Source organism: Bradyrhizobium algeriense (assembly GCF_003062295.1).
In the GTDB taxonomy this organism is placed as follows: domain Bacteria; phylum Pseudomonadota; class Alphaproteobacteria; order Rhizobiales; family Xanthobacteraceae; genus Bradyrhizobium; species Bradyrhizobium algeriense.
The window spans coordinates 16,700-36,566 of sequence record NZ_PYCN01000002.1 but is presented as its reverse complement, the minus strand read 5'-3'; the positions used below and the strand labels follow the sequence as shown (position 1 = coordinate 36,566).

Sequence of the window (19,867 nt, the reverse complement as noted above, 5' to 3'; positions counted from 1 at the left end):
GCGACCGTCCGGCGCAGAATTCCCTGATATTGAAGCCCTTCGAGGTCTTTGCTCAATCGCCATGGCGAGGTGTGGCGTGTGCACAATCGGCTGCACTTGACAGATCGTCTGATTTTGCATGCTGCAGCGCGATGAGCTTTGTCGTGGCGGCCACAATGCTGCAGGCGGATATCTCCGGGGGTGTTGACCCATCGCGTGGTTCCCTTCTATGGACGATGCTGCCCTGACCGCACAGGCGCTACCTCGCGAGGATTCCCCACGATGCCGATCGTCACAGATGCCGCATTCATTTTACCCGACGATTTCGCCGGCGCCGCGCTGATGGGGCGGATCTGGCGTCCCGATCTTGCCGGCCCGTCGGTGGTTGCGATCCGCCAGGACGGCGTGTTCGACATCACCGAGGATTTCCCGACCGCCAGCCAGCTTGCCGCCGCCGCCGATCCGGCGCGGGCGCTGCGCGCCGCGCGCGGCGAGCGGGTAGGCACGCTGCAGGATCTGTTGAACAACACGCCGCCCGACACCCGCGATCCGACCAGGCCATGGCTGCTCGCCCCGATCGATCTGCAGGTGATCAAGGCTGCCGGCGTCACGTTCGCCGTATCGATGCTGGAGCGGGTGATCGAGGAGCGGGCACGGGGCAATCCGGATTCGGCGCAAGCCATCCGGGCCGAGGTAACACGGATCGTCGGCACCGACCTGTCACGGCTGAAGCCAGGCTCAGCCGAAGCGCAGCACGTGAAGGACGTGCTGGTTTCCCAGAATGCCTGGAGCCAGTATCTCGAAGTCGGAATCGGGCCGGACGCGGAAGTGTTTACCAAGGCTCCGGTCCTGTCGGCGGTGGGCACATGCGTGGATGCGGGCCTGCATCCGAAATCGACCTGGAACAATCCGGAGCCCGAGGTGGTGCTGGTGGTGACGCACGACGGGCGTATCGTCGGCGCGACGCTTGGCAATGATGTCAATCTGCGTGACTTCGAGGGACGCTCGGCGCTGCTGTTGTCCAAGGCCAAGGACAACAACGCGTCCTGCGCCATCGGGCCGTTCGTGCGGTTCTTCGACGCGGACTTCACGCTCGACGACGTCAGGAAGATGGATATCTCGCTGGAGGTTAAGGGGCCGGAGGGTTTTGTCCTGCACGGCGCTTCCTCGCTGACCCAGATCAGCCGAGACCCGGCCGACATCGTCGGGCAGACGATCAACGAGAACCATCAATACCCCGATGGTTTCGTGTTGTTCCTGGGTACCATGTTCGCGCCGATCCAGGACCGTGCCGCGAAGGGGCAGGGGTTCACCCATGTGGAAGGCGATCTGGTTACGGTTGCCACGCCGAAACTCGGCCGGCTGACCAACCGCATGCGCCACAGCGGCGATTGCGAACCTTGGAAATTCGGCCTGACCGAGCTCTTCGCCGCGTTGATGCGCCGCAAGGGTGTCGGCCGAAGCGGCAATTAGCCTCTAGCCGCGACAGCCGGGAGGCACTTCGCAATGGCGAAAATCAGGGTCGGCCTGGCGGGGTGCGGCTTCGTGTCCGAGCTGCACATGCATGCCTACCGGCGCGTCTACGGCGTGGATGTCGAAGTCAGGGCCGTTGCGGCAAGAGGCGATCATGTCGTCGAGTTTGCCCGTCGTCACCAGATTCCGACGGCGTATCGCAGCTTTCGCGACTTGATCGCCGACGCTGATATCGATGTCATCGACATCTGCACGCCGCCCAATTTGCACACGTCGATGATTGTCGACGCGATGCAGGCCGGTAAGCATGTGATCTGCGAAAAGCCGTTCGCAGGCTATTTCGGCCGGGACGGCGACAAAGCGCCGATCGGCAAGCATGTGTCGAAAGCGTTGATGTATGAGCGCGTGCTGGAGGAAATGGAAAAGACCCGCGCGGCGATCAACCAGACCGGCAGGCTCTTCATGTATGCGGAGGATTGGATCTACGCGCCGGCGGTGACCAAGACCGTCGAGATACTCAAGGCCACGAAAGACAAAATCCTGTTCATGAAGGGGGAGGAGAGCCACTCCGGCTCGCATGCCGCGCACGCCGCGCAATGGGCGATGACCGGCGGCGGTTCGCTGATCCGGATGGGATGCCATCCGCTCTCGGCGGTACTTTATCTCAAGCAGGTGGAAGCGAAGGCGCGCGGTGAGGCGATCAGTGTCGCGGGCGTGACGTGTGACGTCGGCAACGTCACGGCATGCCTGCGTCCAGATGAACGAGCCGTGCTCAAGGCTAATCCCGTCGATGTCGAGGATTGGGGCATGCTCACGGCCACCTTCTCCGACGGCACCAAGGCCACGGTTTTTTCCGGCGACATGATCCTCGGCGGCGTGCGCAACCTGATCGAAACCTATACCAGCAGCGGCGCGCTGTTCGCCAACATCACGCCGAATACGCACATGATGAGCTATCAGACCAGCGAGGAGAAGCTCGCAAGCGTCTACATCACCGAAAAGGTCGACCGGAAGACCGGCTGGCAATATGTCTGTATCGAGGAGGAATGGACGCGCGGCTACGTGCAGGAAATCCAGGACTTCATGGAATGCGTCGCGACTGGCCGGCAGCCGCTTTCGGATCTGGCGCTGGCCTTTGAGACCATCAAGGTCAACTACGCCGGCTATTGGGCCGCCGAAGAAGGCCGTCGCGTCACGCTGTGAGGCGTGACAAGATGAAGTCGAATGCTAGTCGCGAAGGAGCTGCGCTCCCTCTCCCGCTCTTGCGGGGGAGGGTTGGGGTGGGGGTGCCGCCGCGAGTCACACTGCCCGAGTGGAGAGAGCTTCCCCCACCCGGATCGCATCTTGCGATGCGATCCGACCTCCCCCGCAAGCGGGAGAGGTGAGACTGCGACCGCGGACAGACCGACTAAATCATCCCGTACTACGCCGCATAGACCGACGATTTCGGCAGCGGGAACACCGGATCCTGCGTTCTTATACTGGTCGGCCAAACCACCGAGATGTGCTCGCCGGCATTCTGCATCACAACCGGGGTCGAGCGCTCGTTCTGGCCGGAGAGCGGCGTGCCAGGCGGATAGAATTTCACGCCATAGCCCTGGATGGTGCCGCCCGGCGGGATATCCACGTCGAGCGCCGCCTTGCGAACCGCCTCGGGATCGAAGCCGCCGTATTTGTCTTTTGCCACGGGCAGCACATTGTTGAGCAGGATCCAGGTCTGGTTGAATCCCATAGAACAATGCGGCGGCACGTCGGTCGCGCCGGTCTTCTCCTTGTAGCGTGCGACCATGATTTTAGTGAGATCGCCGATCCCGGGAGCGAGTTTCGAAGCATCGAGCAATTGCGCCGGCACCGGATCGATATTGCAGAAATTGTCGATATCGGCGCCGAACGTCGCGCGCAACTTGTCGAGCTGGCTGTAGCCCGCGCCATTGCCGAACAGCATTTTGAACTTGAGGCCGTTCTCGCGCGCCTGACGCAGGAACAGGGTGATATCAGGATTGTATCCCGCGTGCGAAATCACGTCGGCCCTGGCACGCTTGAGCTTGGTCACCAGCACCGAGAGGTCGGGGGCGGACGCGGAATAGCCTTCCTTGAGCACGACCTGCAGGCCGGCCTGCTTCGCATAGGCTTCGTCGGCGGCCGCGACGCCGACGCCATAGGGGCCGTCCTCGTGAATCAGCGCGACCTTGACGTCCTTGGGCTCCATGCCGAGTTTGGCTTTGGCGTGCTCGGTGATGAAGCTCGCAAAGGCTTGGCCATACTGGTCGGAATGGATCTGCGCGCGGAACACGTATTGCAGGTTCTTGTCCTTGAATACGGCGGTCGAAACCGCGGTCGTGATCCAGAGGATCTTTTTCTGTTGCTCGACCTTGGCGGCGAGCGGGACCGCGTGCGAGCTTGCATAAACGCCATTGATGATGTCGATCTTCTCCTGGTCGATCAGGCGATTGGCCTCATTGATCGCTACATCAGGCTTGCTCTGGGAATCGGCGGCGATGGGGGAAACCTTGTACTTGGCGCCGATGCCGCCCTTCTCGTTGACGAGGTCGATGGCAATCTGCGCGCCGATCGAGGAGGCGACCGAGCCACCAGCAGCGAAGGGACCGGTCAAGTCGTAGATCAGGCCGATGCGTACCGTTTCGGCTTGAGCCTGTGCGCGTGTCCAATCGAAGCTGAATGCGGCGGCGGCAGCGGCGGAAGTCTTCAGCAGCGTTCTGCGTGAAGTCGGCATCGTGTCCTCCCACTGAATTATTGTTATCGCCGGGACCGGTTTTTCCGGCTTTCAGGCAAGTATTTGGACATTGCGGAAAGAAGTCAACCTACGGACGCGCTCCATGGGGGTGGTCATGGCTGCAGAAACGTGTGGTTACGCGGGCAGGGCGGCGAGGCTCGCCAACTAAAGTCTGAAAAGGAATGGGTGGGGGCGGCCCGCCGCGGGGAATGGTCCACCGCGAAATGAGCATGAAGCGCGCTGCTTGCTGTCATTACCAGGCCAGCCAGTTTGGCGCTCGATCCGTCAGCATTCGCATATCGCGCTATCGGCGTCTGCTGCGCGCCGACGTCCGGGTGATCCTTATCCTGCCTTGGGTTCGCGGCAGGAATTGCGCGCCGCGGGCGCTGAGGAATTCCAGCATGGCGCGTGCCGGCGGCAGCAGGATCTTGTCCTTGCGGGAAAGGGCGAACCATTGCCTGATGACGGGAAGACCAATCACGTCGAGCGTGACCAGTCGCCGCTCGTCGAGTTCGGTGGCAACCGTGTGTGCCGAAATGAACGCAATCCCGAGACCGGCGATCACAGCCTGCTTGATTGTCTCGTTGCTGTCCATCGCCATGCCGATTTTCGGCCGGATTCGCGCAGTTTCGAACAACTGCTCCATCAGGCCGCGCGTGCCGGAACCGGGTTCGCGCGTCAGGAATGTTTCGTCAGCGAGGTCGCTCAGCGGGATGCGGGATTTTCGCACCAGGCGATGGCTGGTCGGCGCGATAATGACATGGGGGTGATCGCCGATCGGGTGGACGTCCATGTCGATATCAGCCGGTGGGCGGCCCATGATCGCGAAATCGAGATCATAGCCGCGTAGCGCCGTGCCGATCTCCTGCCGGTTTCCGATCGAGAGCGCAACATCGATGTTCGGATGGCGTTTTGAGAATCCGGAGATCATGAACGGCACGAAATATTTTGCGGTGCTGACGGCGCCGATGGAGATGCGGCCCGCGGTCTTTCCCGCCATCATCTCGAGCGAGGTCTCGCAGTCCGCTATCGCCGCTTCGATACGCTCGGAGAGCGAGAGCACCTCCCGCCCGGCGTCGGTCAGCAGCATCCCGTCACTGGTGCGCTGAATGAGCGGCAGACCTGCAAGCTCCTGCAGATTGCGGATCTGCAGCGTGACGGCCGGCTGAGTGAGATGCAGGTGTTTGGCGGCGGCGGTAACCGACCGGTCCCGGTGAACGGCTGCGAGCGCGCGCAGCTGGCGAATGGTCAATTCCCGCGGAAACCTGCCTGCCATGGCTCACCCAATATAAGAAAAACTTTGCCAAAGCCAAAGATAAGAAAATTTCACTAATTTTGCAAACTGGGGTGTTGTTAGGCGCGGCGTGCCTGATGGCATGACGCATTGGAGTGGCTCCGAAGAGGGCGCCAATCGGGGAACGACCATGGACGCACGCATAACCCTATGCTCGCATCTCGATCATGCAGGGTCGGAGACGCCGACCGGCCCCGCCGTGGCCGCCGTGATCGAGACGATTGCCACTGCTGCGATCGGCCTTTCCGATCTCATCGCAGACGGACCGCTGGCCGGCATCACCGGACAAACCCGTGGCGTCAATTCCGATGGCGACCATCAGAAGGATATCGACCTCGTCGCCGACGCGATGATGCGCGCAGCGTTACGTGCCGCCCCGGTCGCCGCCGTCCTGTCCGAGGAATCGGACCTGCCTGAAGTGCTCAATGCCGAGGCATCTCTCTGCGTTGCCATCGACCCACTCGACGGATCGGCCAACCTCGAAAACAACATCTCGGTCGGAACCATCTTTTCGATTCGCTCGCGCGGCAACGATATCATCTCCACCTTCTTCGAGCCGGGGACGGTGCAGTGTGCCGCAGGTTTCGTGGTCTACGGCCCTCAAACCACGCTGGTCCTGGCGTTCGACGAGCGTGTCGACATCTTCGTTCTGGACAGGCGTGCCCGGGAATTCCTGCTGATTGCGCGTCGCGTGAGGATTGCGCCCAATACGCCCGAATTCGCCATCAACGCGTCGAACCGGCGGCACTGGCATGGGCCGGTGCGGGCCTATATCGACGAATGCCTCTCGGGTACGAGCGGCAACGGTTCGGTCGATTTCAATATGCGCTGGATCGGCTCGCTGGTTGCAGAGTCGCTTCGCATTCTCGTCCGCGGCGGCGTGTTCCTGTACCCGGCGGATGCGCGGCCGGGATATCGCGACGGACGTCTCCGCCTGCTTTACGAAGCGCATCCGATGGCCCTCGTGATGGAGTGGGCGGGCGGAGCCGCGACCACCGGCCGTCGGCGCATTCTCGAACTTTCGGCGAAAACACCACACCAGCGGGTGCCGTTGATCATGGGATCGATACGCGGCGTTCGCGACGTAACCGCCATTCACGAAGCGATCGAGCCGATGTTCGACAATAGCGATGCGCCGTTGTTTGCGCGGCGCGGCCTGTTTCGCTGATCGGAAAGAGCAGATGTCACGCAGCTATCCCATCATATCGATTACCGGATCGTCCGGAGCCGGCACGACTTCGGTGAAGAGGACGTTTGAAAACATCTTCCGCCGCGAGAAGGTCGAAGCCGCCTATGTCGAGGGCGACGCTTTCCACCGCTACAACCGCATTGAGATGCGTACAAAAATGGCTGAGGAGGCCGAGCGCGGCAACAAGCATTTCAGCCATTTCAGCCCGGAAACAAACCTGTTCGAGGAACTGGAGAAATTGTTCCGCGACTACGGCGAGTCGGGGACCGGAACGACCCGGCACTATGTCCATGATCTCGAAGAGGCCAAGCTCTATGGCGCAGATCCGGGCACGTTTACCGAGTGGGAGCCGTTGCCGGAGAAATCAGATCTGTTGTTCTATGAAGGTCTGCATGGCGCTGTTGTGACCGACAAGGTCAATATCGCGCAGCATGCCGATCTCAAGATCGGCGTCGTTCCCGTCATCAATCTGGAGTGGATCCAGAAGCTGCATCGCGACCGCAGCGACCGCGGCTACACCGCCGAGGCGGTAACCGATACCATCCTGCGGCGGATGCCGGACTACATAAACTACATCTGCCCGCAATTCACCGAGACCGACATCAACTTCCAGCGGGTGCCGACGGTCGACACGTCGAACCCGTTCATTGCGCGCTGGATCCCGACGCCCGACGAGTCGATGGTGGTGATCCGGCTCAAGAATCCGCGCGGCATCGACTTTCCCTACCTGCTGTCGATGATTCCGAACAGTTTCATGTCGCGCGCCAATTCGATCGTGATCCACGGATCGAAGCTCGATCTCGCGATGCAGCTCATCCTCACCCCGCTGATCCTGCAACTGATGGAACGCAAGAGGCGCATGCTATGACCGATTCCGCTTTGTCCCGTATCGCCACCCAGCCGGACGTCGCGCATGCTGAAATGGCGAACGCGATCCGCTTTCTGGCCATCGACGCCGTCGAAAACGCGAAGTCGGGCCATCCCGGCATGCCGATGGGCATGGCCGATGTTGCCACCGTGCTGTTTTCGCGCTTTCTCAAGTTCGACGCCTCCGATCCGGCGTGGCCGGATCGCGACCGGTTCGTATTGTCGGCCGGCCACGGCTCGATGCTGCTGTATGCGTTGCTGCATCTGACTGGCTATCCGGGCGTGACGACGGACGAGTTGAAGGCGTTCAGGCAGTGGGGATCGAAAACCCCCGGCCATCCGGAATACGGGCATACGCCCGGGGTGGAGACGACGACGGGACCGCTGGGGCAGGGGATTGCGACCGCGGTCGGTATGGCGCTGGCGGAGCGCCTGATGAATGCGCGCTTCGGCGACGATCTTGTCGATCACTACACCTATGTGATCGCCGGCGACGGCTGCCTGATGGAGGGCATCAGCCAGGAAGCGATTTCGCTGGCGGGACACCTCAAGCTCGGCCGGCTGATCGTGCTGTATGACGACAATGAAATCTCGATCGATGGATCGACTTCACTGTCATGCTCGGATGACCAACTCGCGCGCTTCAAGGCGTCGGGTTGGTCCGCGACCCGGATCGACGGCCATGATCCTGAGGCGATTGCCGCGGCGATCCAGCACGCCCGGCACGATAGCCGACCGTCCCTGATTGCCTGCCGGACGGTGATCGGTTTCGGCGCACCCAACCGCCAGGGAACAGAGAAGGCGCATGGCGCGCCGCTCGGCGCGACGGAAGTCGAGAAGACGCGCAGCGCGTTGGACTGGCCGCACGCGCCATTTCAGGTTCCGGGAGCGGTAGCCGATGCCTGGCGCGAAGTAGGCGCACAGGGGCACGCGGCACGGCGGGCGTGGATCGAGCGCAGCAGGCGCCACAGTTCGATGGGACGGTCGCTGTTCCACGACGCACTGAATCGAAAGCTGCCCTGTGGATATGCTGACGCGATGGCGCAGATACGGACTCATTTCGGCACCGAACAGCCGAAAATCGCGACCCGGCAGGCGTCGCAACTCGTGATCGACGTGATCGCGGAAGCGCTGCCCAATCTGCTTGGAGGCTCGGCCGATCTTACCCATTCGAACCTGACGCGCGCGAAGACGCAGCAACCGGTGCGGCCAGATGCTTTCGATGGCAGCTATATCCATTACGGCGTCCGCGAGCATGCCATGGCGGCTGCGATGAACGGCATCGCGCTGCATGGCGGCTTTATCCCATATGGCGGCACGTTTCTCAGCTTTGCCGATTACAGCCGCCCTGCGATCAGGCTGGCTGCGTTGATGGGGATCCGCGTCATCCATGTGATGACGCATGACTCGATCGGGTTGGGTGAAGACGGTCCGACGCATCAGCCGGTCGAGCATCTGGCATCGCTGCGGGCGATACCGAACCTGCTGGTATTCCGCCCGGGCGACGCGGTCGAGACGGCGGAAGCGTGGGACTGCGCGCTGCGGGCAGATACGAATCCTTCGGTGCTGTGCCTGTCTCGGCAGGCGCTCCCGACATTTCGTGAAGTTGCCGAGGAAACCAATCTGGTTACGTTCGGCGCCTACGTCGTTGTTGAACCGGAGGAAGGCCGCGACGTCACCTTGATCGCAACCGGCTCCGAAGTGTCGATCGTGCTCGAAGCGGCAAGACTGATCGAGAAAGACAACGTCCGCGCGGCGGTCGTCTCGGCGCCGTGCTTCGAGCTGTTCCGCCGGCAATCCCGCGAGTACCGCACTGCCGTTCTCGGACGCGTGCCGAGGGTCGGCGTCGAAGCCGCGATCGAGGGCGACTGGGCGCGCTGGCTTGGCGATGACGGCGAATTCATCGGCATGACCGGCTTCGGCGCCTCGGCGCCGGCGGAAACGCTCTACCGCGAATTCGGCATCACCGCCGATGAGGTGGCGAAGGCCGCGCTGCGGAGCATCGCGCGCTCGCGGATGGCGGCGACCTACGCGTGACACCCATACGCCGATCAATGACACGGAGGTTCCGATGGCGCGAATTACCCTGAGGCAATTGCTGGATCATGCCGCCGAGCACGCTTACGGCGTGCCGGCATTCAACATCAACAATATGGAGCAGGGACTCGCGATCATGGATGCGGCGGCTTCTGTCGATGCGCCCGTGATCATCCAGGCCTCGCGGGGGGCACGCTCCTATGCGAACGACATCATGCTGTCGAAGATGATCGATGCGCTGGAAGAGATGCATCCGCAGATTCCGCTCTGCTTGCATCAGGACCACGGCAACGAGGAATCGACCTGCGCTACCGCTCTGCAACACGGCTTCACCTCCGTGATGATGGACGGTTCGCTGAAGGCCGATGCCAAGACCGCGGCGAGCTATGAATACAATGTCGATATCACCCGCCGCGTGGTCGACATGGCGCACTGGATCGGCGCCTCGGTAGAAGGCGAGTTGGGCGTGCTCGGCTCGCTCGAACATGGCGGCGGTGAGCAGGAGGACGGCCACGGCGTCGAAGGCGAGGTCAGCCACGATCAGCTGCTGACCGATCCGGACCAGGCCGTCGATTTCGTTCGGGCCACCAGGGTCGATGCGTTGGCGATTGCGATGGGTACCTCGCACGGCGCGTATAAATTCTCGCGCAAGCCTGACGGCGACATTCTTGCGATGCGGGTGGTGGAAGAAATCCATCGCCGGCTGCCCAATACGCATCTGGTGATGCACGGCTCGTCGTCGGTGCCGCAGCCGCTGCAGGACGCCTTCAACGCATTCGGCGGCGAGATGCCGCAGACCTGGGGGGTGCCGGTCGAGGAAATCGTCCGCGGTATCAAACATGGCGTCCGCAAGGTCAATATCGACACTGACTGCCGGCTAGCGATGACTGCGGCGTTCCGCAAGGTGGCTGTGCAAAACAGAAACGAATTCGATCCGCGCAAATTCCTGAAACCGGCGATGGACGCACTGCGCGACCTCTGCCGAGAGCGCTTCGAACAGTTCGGCACCGCAGGCCATGCCTCGCAGATCAAGGTCATTCCGTTGGCCGAGATGGCAAAGCGCTACCGCTCGGGCGCGCTAGATCCACGTATGGGAGGAATGGCCGATGCCGCCGAATGAGCTGATGACCGCCTCGATCCCGACCAGTCGCCGCACACCACCTGAGGAGAGCAACATGAACATGCACTCGACCACCGTTCGCGGCAAGGATCGCTACAAGTCCGGCGTCCTCGAATACAAGAAAATGGGTTATTGGGAGCCCGACTACGTTCCAAAGGACACCGATATCATCGCGCTGTTCCGGGTGACGCCGCAGGACGGCGTCGATCCGGTCGAAGCCTCCGCAGCGGTGGCGGGCGAATCCTCCACGGCGACCTGGACCGTGGTGTGGACCGACCGGCTGACGGCGGCCGAGAAATATCGCGCGAAGTGTTACCGCGTCGATCCCGTGCCGAACTCACCGGGGCAATATTTCGCCTACATCGCCTACGATCTCGACCTGTTCGAGAATGGATCGATCGCCAACTTGTCGGCCTCGATCATCGGCAACGTGTTCGGCTTCAAGCCGCTGAAGGCGCTGCGGCTCGAGGATATGCGGCTGCCGGTGGCCTATGTGAAGACCTTCCAGGGACCGGCGACCGGCATCGTGGTCGAGCGCGAGCGGATGGACAAGTTTGGCCGGCCGCTGCTCGGCGCCACCGTGAAGCCGAAGCTTGGCCTCTCGGGGCGCAACTACGGACGCGTGGTCTATGAAGCGCTGAAGGGCGGGCTCGACTTCACCAAGGATGACGAGAATATCAACTCACAGCCGTTCATGCACTGGCGGGAGCGGTTCCTCTATTGCATGGAGGCCGTCAACAAGGCGCAGGCTGCGTCTGGCGAGATCAAGGGCACTTATCTCAACGTCACCGCCGGTACCATGGAGGACATGTACGAGCGCGCCGAATTCGCCAAGGAGCTCGGTTCGGTCGTCATCATGATCGATCTCGTGATCGGCTATACCGCGATCCAGTCGATGGCCAAATGGGCGCGGCGTAACGACATGATCCTGCATCTGCACCGGGCAGGGCACTCGACCTATACGCGGCAGCGCAACCACGGCGTCTCGTTCCGCGTCATCGCAAAATGGATGCGGCTCGCCGGCGTCGATCATATCCATGCCGGCACAGTGGTCGGCAAGCTGGAGGGCGATCCCGCGACCACGCGCGGCTACTACGACATCTGCCGCGAGGACTATAACCCGGCGCGGCTGGAGCACGGCGTGTTCTTCGACCAGCATTGGGCGAGCCTCAACAAGCTGATGCCGGTGGCGTCGGGCGGCATCCATGCCGGCCAGATGCACCAACTGCTCGATCATCTCGGCGAAGACGTGATCCTGCAGTTCGGCGGCGGCACCATCGGCCATCCCATGGGCATCCAGGCCGGCGCGACCGCCAATCGCGTAGCGTTGGAAGCGATGATCCTCGCGCGTAACGAGGGCCGCGACTATCTGCACGAGGGTCCGGAGATTCTGGCCAAGGCGGCAGAGACCTGCACGCCGCTGAAAGCAGCGCTCGAGGTCTGGAAGGACGTCACCTTCAACTATGAATCGACCGACATGCCGGACTACGTCCCGACGCCCTCGGTCGCGATGTAAGGAGAGCAAATCATGCGCATTACCCAAGGCTGCTTCTCGTTCCTGCCCGATCTCACCGACGAGCAGATTTCCCGCCAGGTTCAGTATTGCCTGGAGCAGGGCTGGGCGGTGAACATCGAATTCACCGACGATCCGCATCCTCGGAATAATTTCTGGGAGATGTGGGGCCTGCCGATGTTCGATCTCCGTGACGCTGCCGGCGTCATGATGGAGCTGAATGAGTGCCGCAAGGTGTATGGCGACCGGTACATCCGCCTTTCGGCGTTCGATTCCAGTCACGGCTGGGAATCGGTGCGGCTGTCCTTCATCGTCAACCGGCCGAAGGAGGAGCCTGGCTTCCGCCTCGAGCGGCATGAAGTGGCCGGCCGCAACATCCGCTATACGACGAGCTCATATGCCGCCGATCGTCCGGAGGGTCGGCGCTACGGTTAGGCACGTGTTCGGTCCGGCAGGCGAGTTCTCCCTGAACGTGCCTGCGTCTGCCGGATGCACTGCTCCGTCGCTGCGGAAGCGGCGACGGAGTCTTTTCCGAAGCGACGCGTGCAGCGCATTGAGGTTAGCAGATGGACGTGGATACCACCCCAATGACTGATGCGGTTAACCTGCGCGATGAACTCGAGGCCGTCGGCATCGAGGAGATCCTCTCGCAGCTCGACCGCGAACTGATTGGCTTGAAGCCGGTAAAGACGCGTATCCGCGAGATTGCGTCGCTGCTGCTGATTGAACGTATCCGCAAGCGCATGGGACTGGCGTCGGGCGCGCCGACGCTGCACATGTCGTTTACGGGAAACCCCGGAACCGGAAAGACCACGGTGGCGCTGCGGATCGCCAGTATCCTGCACAGGCTCGGCTTCGTGCGCCGAGGCCAGGTGGTGTCGGTCACGCGCGACGAGCTGGTCGGACAATATATCGGCCACACCGCGCCGAAGACCAAAGAAATTCTAAAGAAGGCGATGGGCGGCGTGCTGTTTATTGACGAAGCCTATTATCTGCACCGGCCCGACAACGAGCGCGACTATGGCCAGGAGGCGATCGAGATCCTGCTGCAGGTGATGGAAACGCAGCGCGAGGATCTGGTGGTGATCCTCGCCGGCTACGGCGACCGCATGGACAAGTTTTTCGCGAGCAATCCCGGCTTCCGTTCGCGGATCGCGCACCACATCGACTTTCCGGATTATGCCGACGACGAGTTGCTCGCCATCGCAGAACTGATGCTGCGCGACATGAACTATCGCTTCACACAGGATGCGCGTGCAGAATTCGTTCGCTACATCGCATTGCGCAAGAACCAGCCGCTGTTCTCCAACGCGCGCTCGATCCGCAACGCATTGGACCGTCTGCGGTTGCGCCAGGCCAATCGCCTCGTCGCCGATCTCGATCATGTCTTGACCGCGGATGATATCAGGTCGATCGAAGCGTCGGACGTGCTGGCGAGCCGTGTGTTCGGGAAGGGCGGAAAATCCGCCGAGGCGGGTTAGCGTCCGCCTTCTCTGGATGCCGAGACGACTGCGACAGACGAAGCTAACGCTGTAACGCCGTTTCAGGGATCGCCCTGCGAACCACTTCGCGCATCGCAAAGCTCGAATGGATACGCGCGACACCGGGCATCCGCGACAGATGCTGCTTGTGGATGCGCTCGAAGTCCGCGATGTCGCGCGCGATCACCTGCAGATGATAGTCATCGCTGCCCGACATCAGGTGGCAGGACACCACGTCGGGACAGCGGGCGATCGCGGCTTCGAACGCGGCGAGATATTCCTCGCTCTGTTTTTCCAGCGTGATGGTGACGACAACCGTCGTGACGAGTCCGAGCGCAGTCGGTTCGAGGTCGGCCCGATAGCCGCGAATGATGCCGGCTTCCTCGAGCTGACGAATGCGACGCGCGCAGGCGGTCGCCGACAGGCCGACCTTTTCGGCAAGCTCGATCTGGCTTGCCCTTGCATCGGAGAGCAATTCAGTCAGAATCCGCAGATCAATGCGATCCAGCCCGGTCACGCCGCAATTCCCTAATATTTTCCCATAGAAAGCAGAATATCTGCGCAAACATCTTCCGACAAGCCGTAATTCGCAGAGAAGCGTTGCTCGTTCACAGGTAGGTTCCTGGCATCGAACAGCAGCTTCCAATGCAGGAGCAAGGCGATGCGGATCGGTGTGCCCAGGGAGATCAAGGTCGAGGAATATCGCGTCGGCCTGACACCGGCTTCGGTGCGGGAATATGTGGTGCAAGGACATGACGTGATCGTCGAGCAGGGCGCCGGGCTCGGCATTGGCGCCGGCGACGAAATCTACCGTTCGGCTGGCGCTGCGATCGTGGACACGGCAGCGGAAATCTTCGCGACCGTCGACATGGTGGTCAAGGTCAAGGAGCCGCAGCCGACGGAGTGGTGCCAGCTTCGCGAGGATCAAATCCTCTTCACCTATTTGCACCTGGCGCCGGATACGGCGCAGACCAAAGGGCTCCTGGCATCCGGCTGCACTGCGATCGCCTACGAGACGGTGACGGACGCCCATGGCGGGCTCCCGCTGCTGGCGCCGATGAGCGAGGTGGCGGGGCGGCTGGCGATCGAGGCGGCGGGCGCCGCGTTGCGAAAGTCGGCGGACGGCATGGGCAAGCTGATCGGCGGGGTGCCCGGTGTTGCGCCGAGCAGGATCGCGGTGATCGGCGGTGGCGTGGTCGGTACGCACGCCGCCCGGATGGCTGCAGGTCTTGGTGCCGACATCGTCATCCTTGACCGCTCGCTGCCGCGCCTTCGCGTTCTTGACGAGATGTTCCTCGGGCGCGTTCGCACACGTTACGCGACGCTGGAAGCGATCGAGGAGGAGGTGACCGGCGCGGACGTCGTCATTGGCGCCGTGCTGGTGCCGGGCGCCAGCGCGCCGAAACTCGTCACCCGCGCGCATCTCGCCCGCATGAAGCGCCGCGCCGTGCTGGTCGATGTCGCGATCGACCAAGGGGGCTGCTTCGAGACGTCGCGGCCGACGACCCATCAGGCGCCGACCTATCTGGTCGACGAGATCGTGCATTATTGTGTTGCCAACATGCCGGGCGCCGTGCCTGTCACGTCGAGCCACGCGCTCAACAATGCCACGCTGCCGTTCGGCCTTGCGCTGGCCGGGAAGGGCATCCGCGCCCTGATCGAGGATCCGCATCTGCGCGCCGGGCTCAACGTGCATCGCGGTCAGATCACCAACCGCGCGGTTGCCGAGAGCCAGAATTTGCCGGCGGCGGTGCCCGAAAAAGTTCTGGCGGCGTGACGCCCGCCGGCTGACAGGCGAGAGCAGGGCCGTGTGAAGCCTCGGGCAGAGCCGATGGCGGCTTCTGCGGTAGCGTATCGTCAGCGCTCGTAGCTTGCGGGGTCTGGACTATCCGACGGATGCGCGTATGCGTTGCGCAGCACCGCAGTCATCGGAGTCTTGAAATTGAGTCCGTTGGGCGGGACCGGCGACTCGAACCACTTTTTGTAAATCGCCTCGATCTCCGGGCTGCGGTAAAGGTCGGCAGTTACACGGTCTGCCACGGCCTTGAAGGGCGCATCGTCCTTGCGCAGCATGATCCCGTAGGGTTCGGCTTTCGAGAAGGCTTCGTCGCTGATGATGTAGGCAGACGGGTCTTTCGACCTTGCGATCGCGACGGCGAGCTGCACGTCATCGAGGACGTAGGCGGCGGCGCGGCCGGTCTCCAGCATGAGAAAGGCTTCCGCCTGATCCTTTGCCGCCAGCGGCGTGACGCCGAGATTGCGTGCGGCGTTGGCCTGGTTGAGCTGCACCATGTTGGTCGAGCCCGATATCGCAACGACCGGCTTGCCCTTCAACTGGTCGATCGTGCCGATGTTGTCGGCCTTCCGTGCGGCAAACCGCGTCGCCGACAGAAAATGTGAATTAGTGAACGTCACCTGGCGCTGCCGTTCCGCATTGTTGGTGGTGGAAGAGCAGACGAGATCGACGGTGCCATTCATCATGAGCGGAATGCGGTTGGACGACGTCACCGGAAGCGTTTCAACGGTCACGTTGGAGAGGTTGAGTTCGTGCTTAACCGCGTCCACGATTTTCATGCAGATGTCGACGGCGTACCCGATTGCCTTCTGGTTGCCGTCCAGATAGCTGAAGGGCACCGAGGCTTCCTGGATGCCGAGGATGATCTTGTTGGTCTCCTTGACTTTCTGAAGTGTCCCGGTCAACTCGCTTGCATGCGCAGGGACGGCAATCAGGGCAACGGCAAGCATGGTCAATGGCAGGCGCATCACGGTGGACCTCATCGGATAGTGAACGGGTTTGCAGCGACCGAACGGACGGCCGTCGCGCCAGTCGATAGCGGGCGACCGTAGTCGATCAGCACTCGTTGGTGAATTAGTGACTGTGAAAACCGGCTATATCAAAGTTGTATTGCCGACGGGCGATCCGGATTGACGAGATCAATCTGTGCCAAATCAACAATCGCGTAATGAGCGGTTATGGAATGACCTCAGGAAAAGAGCACTGGCCACGTGGACCAGCGCTCTTGTGCAGTTCGACAGCACGGTCAATCTGGTATGTCCGCTCCCTTCGAGCGAGCAGCAGGTCCAGGCCCCACTTCAGGCCTCAAGCTGCTTGCCGATCGGCAGTGCGCGGATGCGCTTGCCGGTCGCGGCGAAGATCGCGTTGATCAGCGCCGGCGCAAAGGGCGGCACACCCGGCTCGCCGACGCCGCTGGGTGGCGTGTCGGGCCCGGCAGGTACGATGTAGACGTTCGTTACGGCCGGGGACTCGTCGATCCGGATCACCGGGAAGTCGTCGAAATTACCCTGTTGCACCTTGCCGTCCTTGAAGGTGATCGCGCCATGTTTGACGAGGCTCATGCCCATGATCGCGGCGCCCTCGATCTGTGACTGGATCCGCTCCGGATTGACGTAGGTTCCGCAATCTATGGCGGTATCGACCCGCGGCACGGTGAGCTTGCCCTTGTCGTCAACGGCCACCTCGACGATCGTCGCGATATAGCTGACGAAGCTGCGGTGCGCGGCAATGCCGAGCCCGTGTCCCTTGGGGACGGACCGGCCCCAGCCGCCCTTGTCCGCGACCAGCTCGACGACCTTGCGAAGACGCGCAGTGTCGATCGGATAGCTTTCATAAGGCTCGCCGTAGTTCCAGAGATCTTTCACTGAATCGAGCTTGACGATCCGGGGCGAACCGATCAGCTCCAGCAACATGTCCTTTTGATCGCGTTTGGTGGCATGGGCGATTTCAGCGACCATCGACTGCACCGCGAATGCGCGCGGGATGTTCGACACCGAGCGGAACCAGCCGATGCGGGTATGCGCCGCCGCTTCCGGATTCTCGCACTGGACGTTGGCGATCTCGAAGGGCATGTCGACAAGCCCCATGCCGAGTTCAAACGGCGCCTGATGCACCGTATTGGCGGCAAAGGTCGAGGCGATGCTCGGCGCGACGCTGCGATGGCGCCAGGCCGTCACCTTGCCGCTCTTGTCGAGCCCGGCCTCGATGCGTTCCACCGAGACGGTGTGCAGGAAGCCGTTGCGAACGTCGTCTTCCCGCGTCCATTGCACCTTTACGGGGGCGCCGAGCTCCTTTGAAAGCAGGGCGGCTTCGATGGCGTAATCGCACTTCGACTTGCGCCCGAAACCGCCGCCGAGCAGGGTGACATTGACGGTGACATTCTCCTCGGGAATGCCAAGCGTTTTGGCGACGTCCTCGCGCGTTCCGCCCGCGCTTTGCACCGGCCCCCAGATCTCCGCCTTATCGCCCTTAACGTCCGCGACTGCAACCGGTGGCTCCATGGCGACATGGGCGAGATGCGGCAGATAGTATTCACCCACGATCACCTTGTCAGCGCCCTTCAGGGCGGCTTCCACATCACCCTCCTTGCGTACGACCAGACCGGGCTTCCGTGCGGCTTCCTCCAGCTGGGTCCGGTAGGCGACCGATTCGTATTTGCTGTTGGCGCCGTCGTCCCAGACGATCTTCAGGGCGTCGCGGCCCTTGATCGCCGCGCCGGTGTTGCGTGCGATCACTGCAACGCCGCCGAGCGGCTGGAATTTTGAAGGCCACGGCCAGCCCTTCACTTCCATGACTTTTTCGACGCCGGAAACTTTCATCGCCGCCGCCCCGTCAAACGACGCGACCTTGCCCCCGGTCACCGGCGGCCGGGCAATAACGGCGTATTTCATGCCGGGCAGGCGGACGTCGGCGCCGTAACGCGCGGTGCCTACCGTGATGTCGCGGAGATCGACCATGCTGATCTGGCCTTTGCCCAGATAGCGGAAATCCTTTGGGTCCTTCAGCTTCAGGCCTTCGACGCTCGGCACCGACTGCTTGGCGGCATCGGCTGCCAGATCGCCAAAGCCGATCCGGCGTCCGCTCGCACTGTGGACGACCTCGTGATTGACCGCTTTCACTTCGGTCGCCGGCACACCCCAGCGTTTCGCAGCGGCGGCTTCGAGCATGGTGCGGGCCGAAGCGCCGATCTGACGCATCGGCATCAGGTAGTGACGCGTGCTGCGCGATCCATCGGTGTCCTGGTTGCCGAATTTGACCTCGTCGCCAGGCGCCTGCTGGATGCGAACGCGCGACCAGTCGGCCTCCATCTCTTCGGCAACGATCATCGGCAGGCTGGTGCGGACGCCGGTTCCCATCTCGGCGCGGTGTGCGACGATCGTGACAATGCCGTCCGGTGCGATCGCGACGAACACGCGCGGATCCACCACGGTACCGTGCGGCATCTTGTCGGCGCCGGTCTGGTAGGCGGCAAGGCCGGGGCGCGACATTACGGGGGCGGCCAAAACGAAGCCGCCGGCCAGCCCGAGGCCCTTGAGGATGCTGCGGCGTGAAACGTTGTCGACTTTGACGTATCGCTCAAAGCCACGGAGCTTCTTGGGATTGGTGAGAATGTTCATGGTCAGACCCCCGTCGAGGCGAGGTGGACCGCATTCTCGATGCGCTGGTAACAGCCGCAGCGGCAGATATTGCCCGCCATCGCCTCGCGTATCTGATCGTGCGTGGGTTTCGGGTTTTCGATCAGCAGCGCGGCCGCCTGCATGATCTGGCCGACCTGGCAAAAACCGCATTGCGGGACATTGAGTTGGCGCCAAGCCTTCTGAACCGCGTGATCGCCCGTCGGATGAAGGCCTTCGATCGTTGTGACCTCCCGATCGACCACGTCGGAAACCGAGGTGATGCAGGCGCGTATTGCCTGCTTGTCGACGATCACGGTGCAGGCGCCGCAAAGCGCCTGGCCACATCCGTATTTCGTACCGGTCAATCCGGCTTCATCCCGGAGAAACCAGAGCAGTGGAAGATCGGGATCGCCGTCCCAGTTCTTTTGCTGGCCGTTGATCTTCAAAGTAATCATGATCGATTCTCGCTCTTCGTAAGCTGCTGATGGTAGCTCCGACCTGAGCGAAAAACGTTACGGCTGACCGCTCAATGCCGGCGCTTCGAAATTCCTTGCTATCTGGCTGGGATTTCTTGAGCCATCCTCCTGATCATTATTATTGGCTGTTGTTCAGTAGGTCGCGCTTGGCGGATCGCCGCCGCAAGGTGTTCTCCATTTGCGTCCGCATGTTTGGCGAAAGCGGGGCATCGGCAAAGAATTGCATTTGGTCAGTAACGCTGACGCAGCAAAACAGCAAAACAAATTGTCGTTAAACTTGAACATCGTTGTC

The 19,867-nt window shown here is 62.1% G+C and carries 16 protein-coding genes; 10 read left to right on the top strand and 6 right to left on the bottom strand.

What is annotated here, in order from left to right; translation table 11 throughout:
* Positions 1–261 precede the first annotated feature (261 nt).
* Together C7G61_RS04335 and C7G61_RS04330 are read left to right on the top strand one after the other, a co-directional pair.
* Positions 262–1,452, top strand: coding sequence for a fumarylacetoacetate hydrolase family protein (locus C7G61_RS04335; RefSeq protein WP_108512878.1), 1,191 nt, complete (start codon positions 262–264; stop codon positions 1,450–1,452).
* 33 nt (positions 1,453–1,485) lie between these two features.
* On the top strand, positions 1,486–2,655 hold the full coding sequence (locus tag C7G61_RS04330; protein ID WP_108512877.1) for a Gfo/Idh/MocA family protein: 1,170 nt from the start codon (positions 1,486–1,488) through the stop codon (positions 2,653–2,655).
* A 220-nt stretch (positions 2,656–2,875) separates the two neighbouring features.
* Here C7G61_RS04330 and C7G61_RS04325 read toward each other — a convergent pair whose 3' ends face one another.
* Together C7G61_RS04325 and C7G61_RS04320 are read right to left on the bottom strand one after the other, a co-directional pair.
* A complete protein-coding gene (locus tag C7G61_RS04325; protein ID WP_108512876.1) occupies positions 2,876–4,186 on the bottom strand; it encodes an ABC transporter substrate-binding protein in 1,311 nt (436 codons plus the stop codon).
* Positions 4,187–4,490: 304 nt separating this feature from the next.
* Positions 4,491–5,462, bottom strand: a complete 972-nt coding sequence (locus tag C7G61_RS04320; RefSeq protein WP_108512875.1) for a LysR family transcriptional regulator — start codon at positions 5,460–5,462, stop codon at positions 4,491–4,493.
* A 148-nt stretch (positions 5,463–5,610) separates the two neighbouring features.
* Here C7G61_RS04320 and C7G61_RS04315 point away from each other — a divergent pair, with 148 nt between their 5' ends.
* From C7G61_RS04315 to cbbX, 7 genes are all read left to right on the top strand, one after another.
* Entirely contained in the window at positions 5,611–6,648 is a 1,038-nt protein-coding gene (locus tag C7G61_RS04315; protein ID WP_108512874.1) for a class 1 fructose-bisphosphatase, read from the top strand.
* A 13-nt stretch (positions 6,649–6,661) separates the two neighbouring features.
* The gene (locus C7G61_RS04310; RefSeq protein ID WP_108512873.1) at positions 6,662–7,537 is read left to right on the top strand and encodes a phosphoribulokinase; all 876 of its coding nucleotides are present in this window, start codon (positions 6,662–6,664) and stop codon (positions 7,535–7,537) included.
* Positions 7,534–9,573, top strand: coding sequence for a transketolase (gene tkt / locus C7G61_RS04305; RefSeq protein ID WP_108512872.1), 2,040 nt, complete (start codon positions 7,534–7,536; stop codon positions 9,571–9,573). Before C7G61_RS04310 ends, tkt begins: the two co-directional genes overlap by 4 nt.
* A 34-nt stretch (positions 9,574–9,607) precedes the next feature.
* Entirely contained in the window at positions 9,608–10,693 is a 1,086-nt protein-coding gene (gene fba / locus C7G61_RS04300; protein WP_108512871.1) for a class II fructose-bisphosphate aldolase, read from the top strand.
* Positions 10,694–10,748: 55 nt separating this feature from the next.
* The gene (locus C7G61_RS04295; RefSeq protein ID WP_108513428.1) at positions 10,749–12,209 is read left to right on the top strand and encodes a form I ribulose bisphosphate carboxylase large subunit; all 1,461 of its coding nucleotides are present in this window, start codon (positions 10,749–10,751) and stop codon (positions 12,207–12,209) included.
* Positions 12,210–12,221: 12 nt separating this feature from the next.
* Positions 12,222–12,641: a ribulose bisphosphate carboxylase small subunit gene (locus C7G61_RS04290; RefSeq protein ID WP_108512870.1), complete on the top strand. Its 420-nt coding sequence runs from the start codon at positions 12,222–12,224 to the stop codon at positions 12,639–12,641.
* Positions 12,642–12,793: 152 nt separating this feature from the next.
* The gene (gene cbbX, locus C7G61_RS04285) at positions 12,794–13,687 is read left to right on the top strand and encodes a CbbX protein (RefSeq protein WP_108512869.1); all 894 of its coding nucleotides are present in this window, start codon (positions 12,794–12,796) and stop codon (positions 13,685–13,687) included.
* Between the two features lie 43 nt (positions 13,688–13,730).
* On the opposite strand, the gene C7G61_RS04280 is transcribed toward cbbX, so the two are convergent.
* Positions 13,731–14,204 (bottom strand): Lrp/AsnC family transcriptional regulator, encoded by a 474-nt coding sequence (locus C7G61_RS04280; protein WP_108512868.1) that lies wholly within the window; start codon positions 14,202–14,204, stop codon positions 13,731–13,733.
* A 144-nt stretch (positions 14,205–14,348) separates the two neighbouring features.
* Between C7G61_RS04280 and ald the strand changes: the two genes are divergently transcribed.
* A complete protein-coding gene (ald, locus tag C7G61_RS04275; RefSeq protein WP_108512867.1) occupies positions 14,349–15,464 on the top strand; it encodes an alanine dehydrogenase in 1,116 nt (371 codons plus the stop codon).
* Between the two features lie 80 nt (positions 15,465–15,544).
* Here ald and C7G61_RS04270 read toward each other — a convergent pair whose 3' ends face one another.
* From C7G61_RS04270 to C7G61_RS04260, 3 genes are all read right to left on the bottom strand, one after another.
* On the bottom strand, positions 15,545–16,450 hold the full coding sequence (locus tag C7G61_RS04270; protein WP_108512866.1) for an amino acid ABC transporter substrate-binding protein: 906 nt from the start codon (positions 16,448–16,450) through the stop codon (positions 15,545–15,547).
* Between the two features lie 330 nt (positions 16,451–16,780).
* Positions 16,781–19,099 carry a xanthine dehydrogenase family protein molybdopterin-binding subunit gene (locus tag C7G61_RS04265; RefSeq protein ID WP_108512865.1) on the bottom strand — a complete coding sequence of 773 codons (2,319 nt, stop codon included), beginning with the start codon at positions 19,097–19,099 and terminating at the stop codon, positions 16,781–16,783.
* A 2-nt stretch (positions 19,100–19,101) separates the two neighbouring features.
* Positions 19,102–19,554: a (2Fe-2S)-binding protein gene (locus C7G61_RS04260; RefSeq protein WP_108512864.1), complete on the bottom strand. Its 453-nt coding sequence runs from the start codon at positions 19,552–19,554 to the stop codon at positions 19,102–19,104.
* Positions 19,555–19,867: the final 313 nt, after the last annotated feature.

Coding starts and splice junctions, on each gene's coding strand:
- C7G61_RS04335 (WP_108512878.1), top strand. CDS start 262: ATGCCGATCGTCACAGATGCCGCATTCATTTTACCCGACGATTTCGCC.
- C7G61_RS04330 (WP_108512877.1), top strand. CDS start 1,486: ATGGCGAAAATCAGGGTCGGCCTGGCGGGGTGCGGCTTCGTGTCCGAG.
- C7G61_RS04325 (WP_108512876.1), bottom strand. CDS start 4,186: ATGCCGACTTCACGCAGAACGCTGCTGAAGACTTCCGCCGCTGCCGCC.
- C7G61_RS04320 (WP_108512875.1), bottom strand. CDS start 5,462: ATGGCAGGCAGGTTTCCGCGGGAATTGACCATTCGCCAGCTGCGCGCG.
- C7G61_RS04315 (WP_108512874.1), top strand. CDS start 5,611: ATGGACGCACGCATAACCCTATGCTCGCATCTCGATCATGCAGGGTCG.
- C7G61_RS04310 (WP_108512873.1), top strand. CDS start 6,662: ATGTCACGCAGCTATCCCATCATATCGATTACCGGATCGTCCGGAGCC.
- tkt (WP_108512872.1), top strand. CDS start 7,534: ATGACCGATTCCGCTTTGTCCCGTATCGCCACCCAGCCGGACGTCGCG.
- fba (WP_108512871.1), top strand. CDS start 9,608: ATGGCGCGAATTACCCTGAGGCAATTGCTGGATCATGCCGCCGAGCAC.
- C7G61_RS04295 (WP_108513428.1), top strand. CDS start 10,749: ATGAACATGCACTCGACCACCGTTCGCGGCAAGGATCGCTACAAGTCC.
- C7G61_RS04290 (WP_108512870.1), top strand. CDS start 12,222: ATGCGCATTACCCAAGGCTGCTTCTCGTTCCTGCCCGATCTCACCGAC.
- cbbX (WP_108512869.1), top strand. CDS start 12,794: ATGACTGATGCGGTTAACCTGCGCGATGAACTCGAGGCCGTCGGCATC.
- ald (WP_108512867.1), top strand. CDS start 14,349: ATGCGGATCGGTGTGCCCAGGGAGATCAAGGTCGAGGAATATCGCGTC.
- C7G61_RS04270 (WP_108512866.1), bottom strand. CDS start 16,450: ATGCGCCTGCCATTGACCATGCTTGCCGTTGCCCTGATTGCCGTCCCT.
- C7G61_RS04265 (WP_108512865.1), bottom strand. CDS start 19,099: ATGAACATTCTCACCAATCCCAAGAAGCTCCGTGGCTTTGAGCGATAC.
- C7G61_RS04260 (WP_108512864.1), bottom strand. CDS start 19,554: ATGATTACTTTGAAGATCAACGGCCAGCAAAAGAACTGGGACGGCGAT.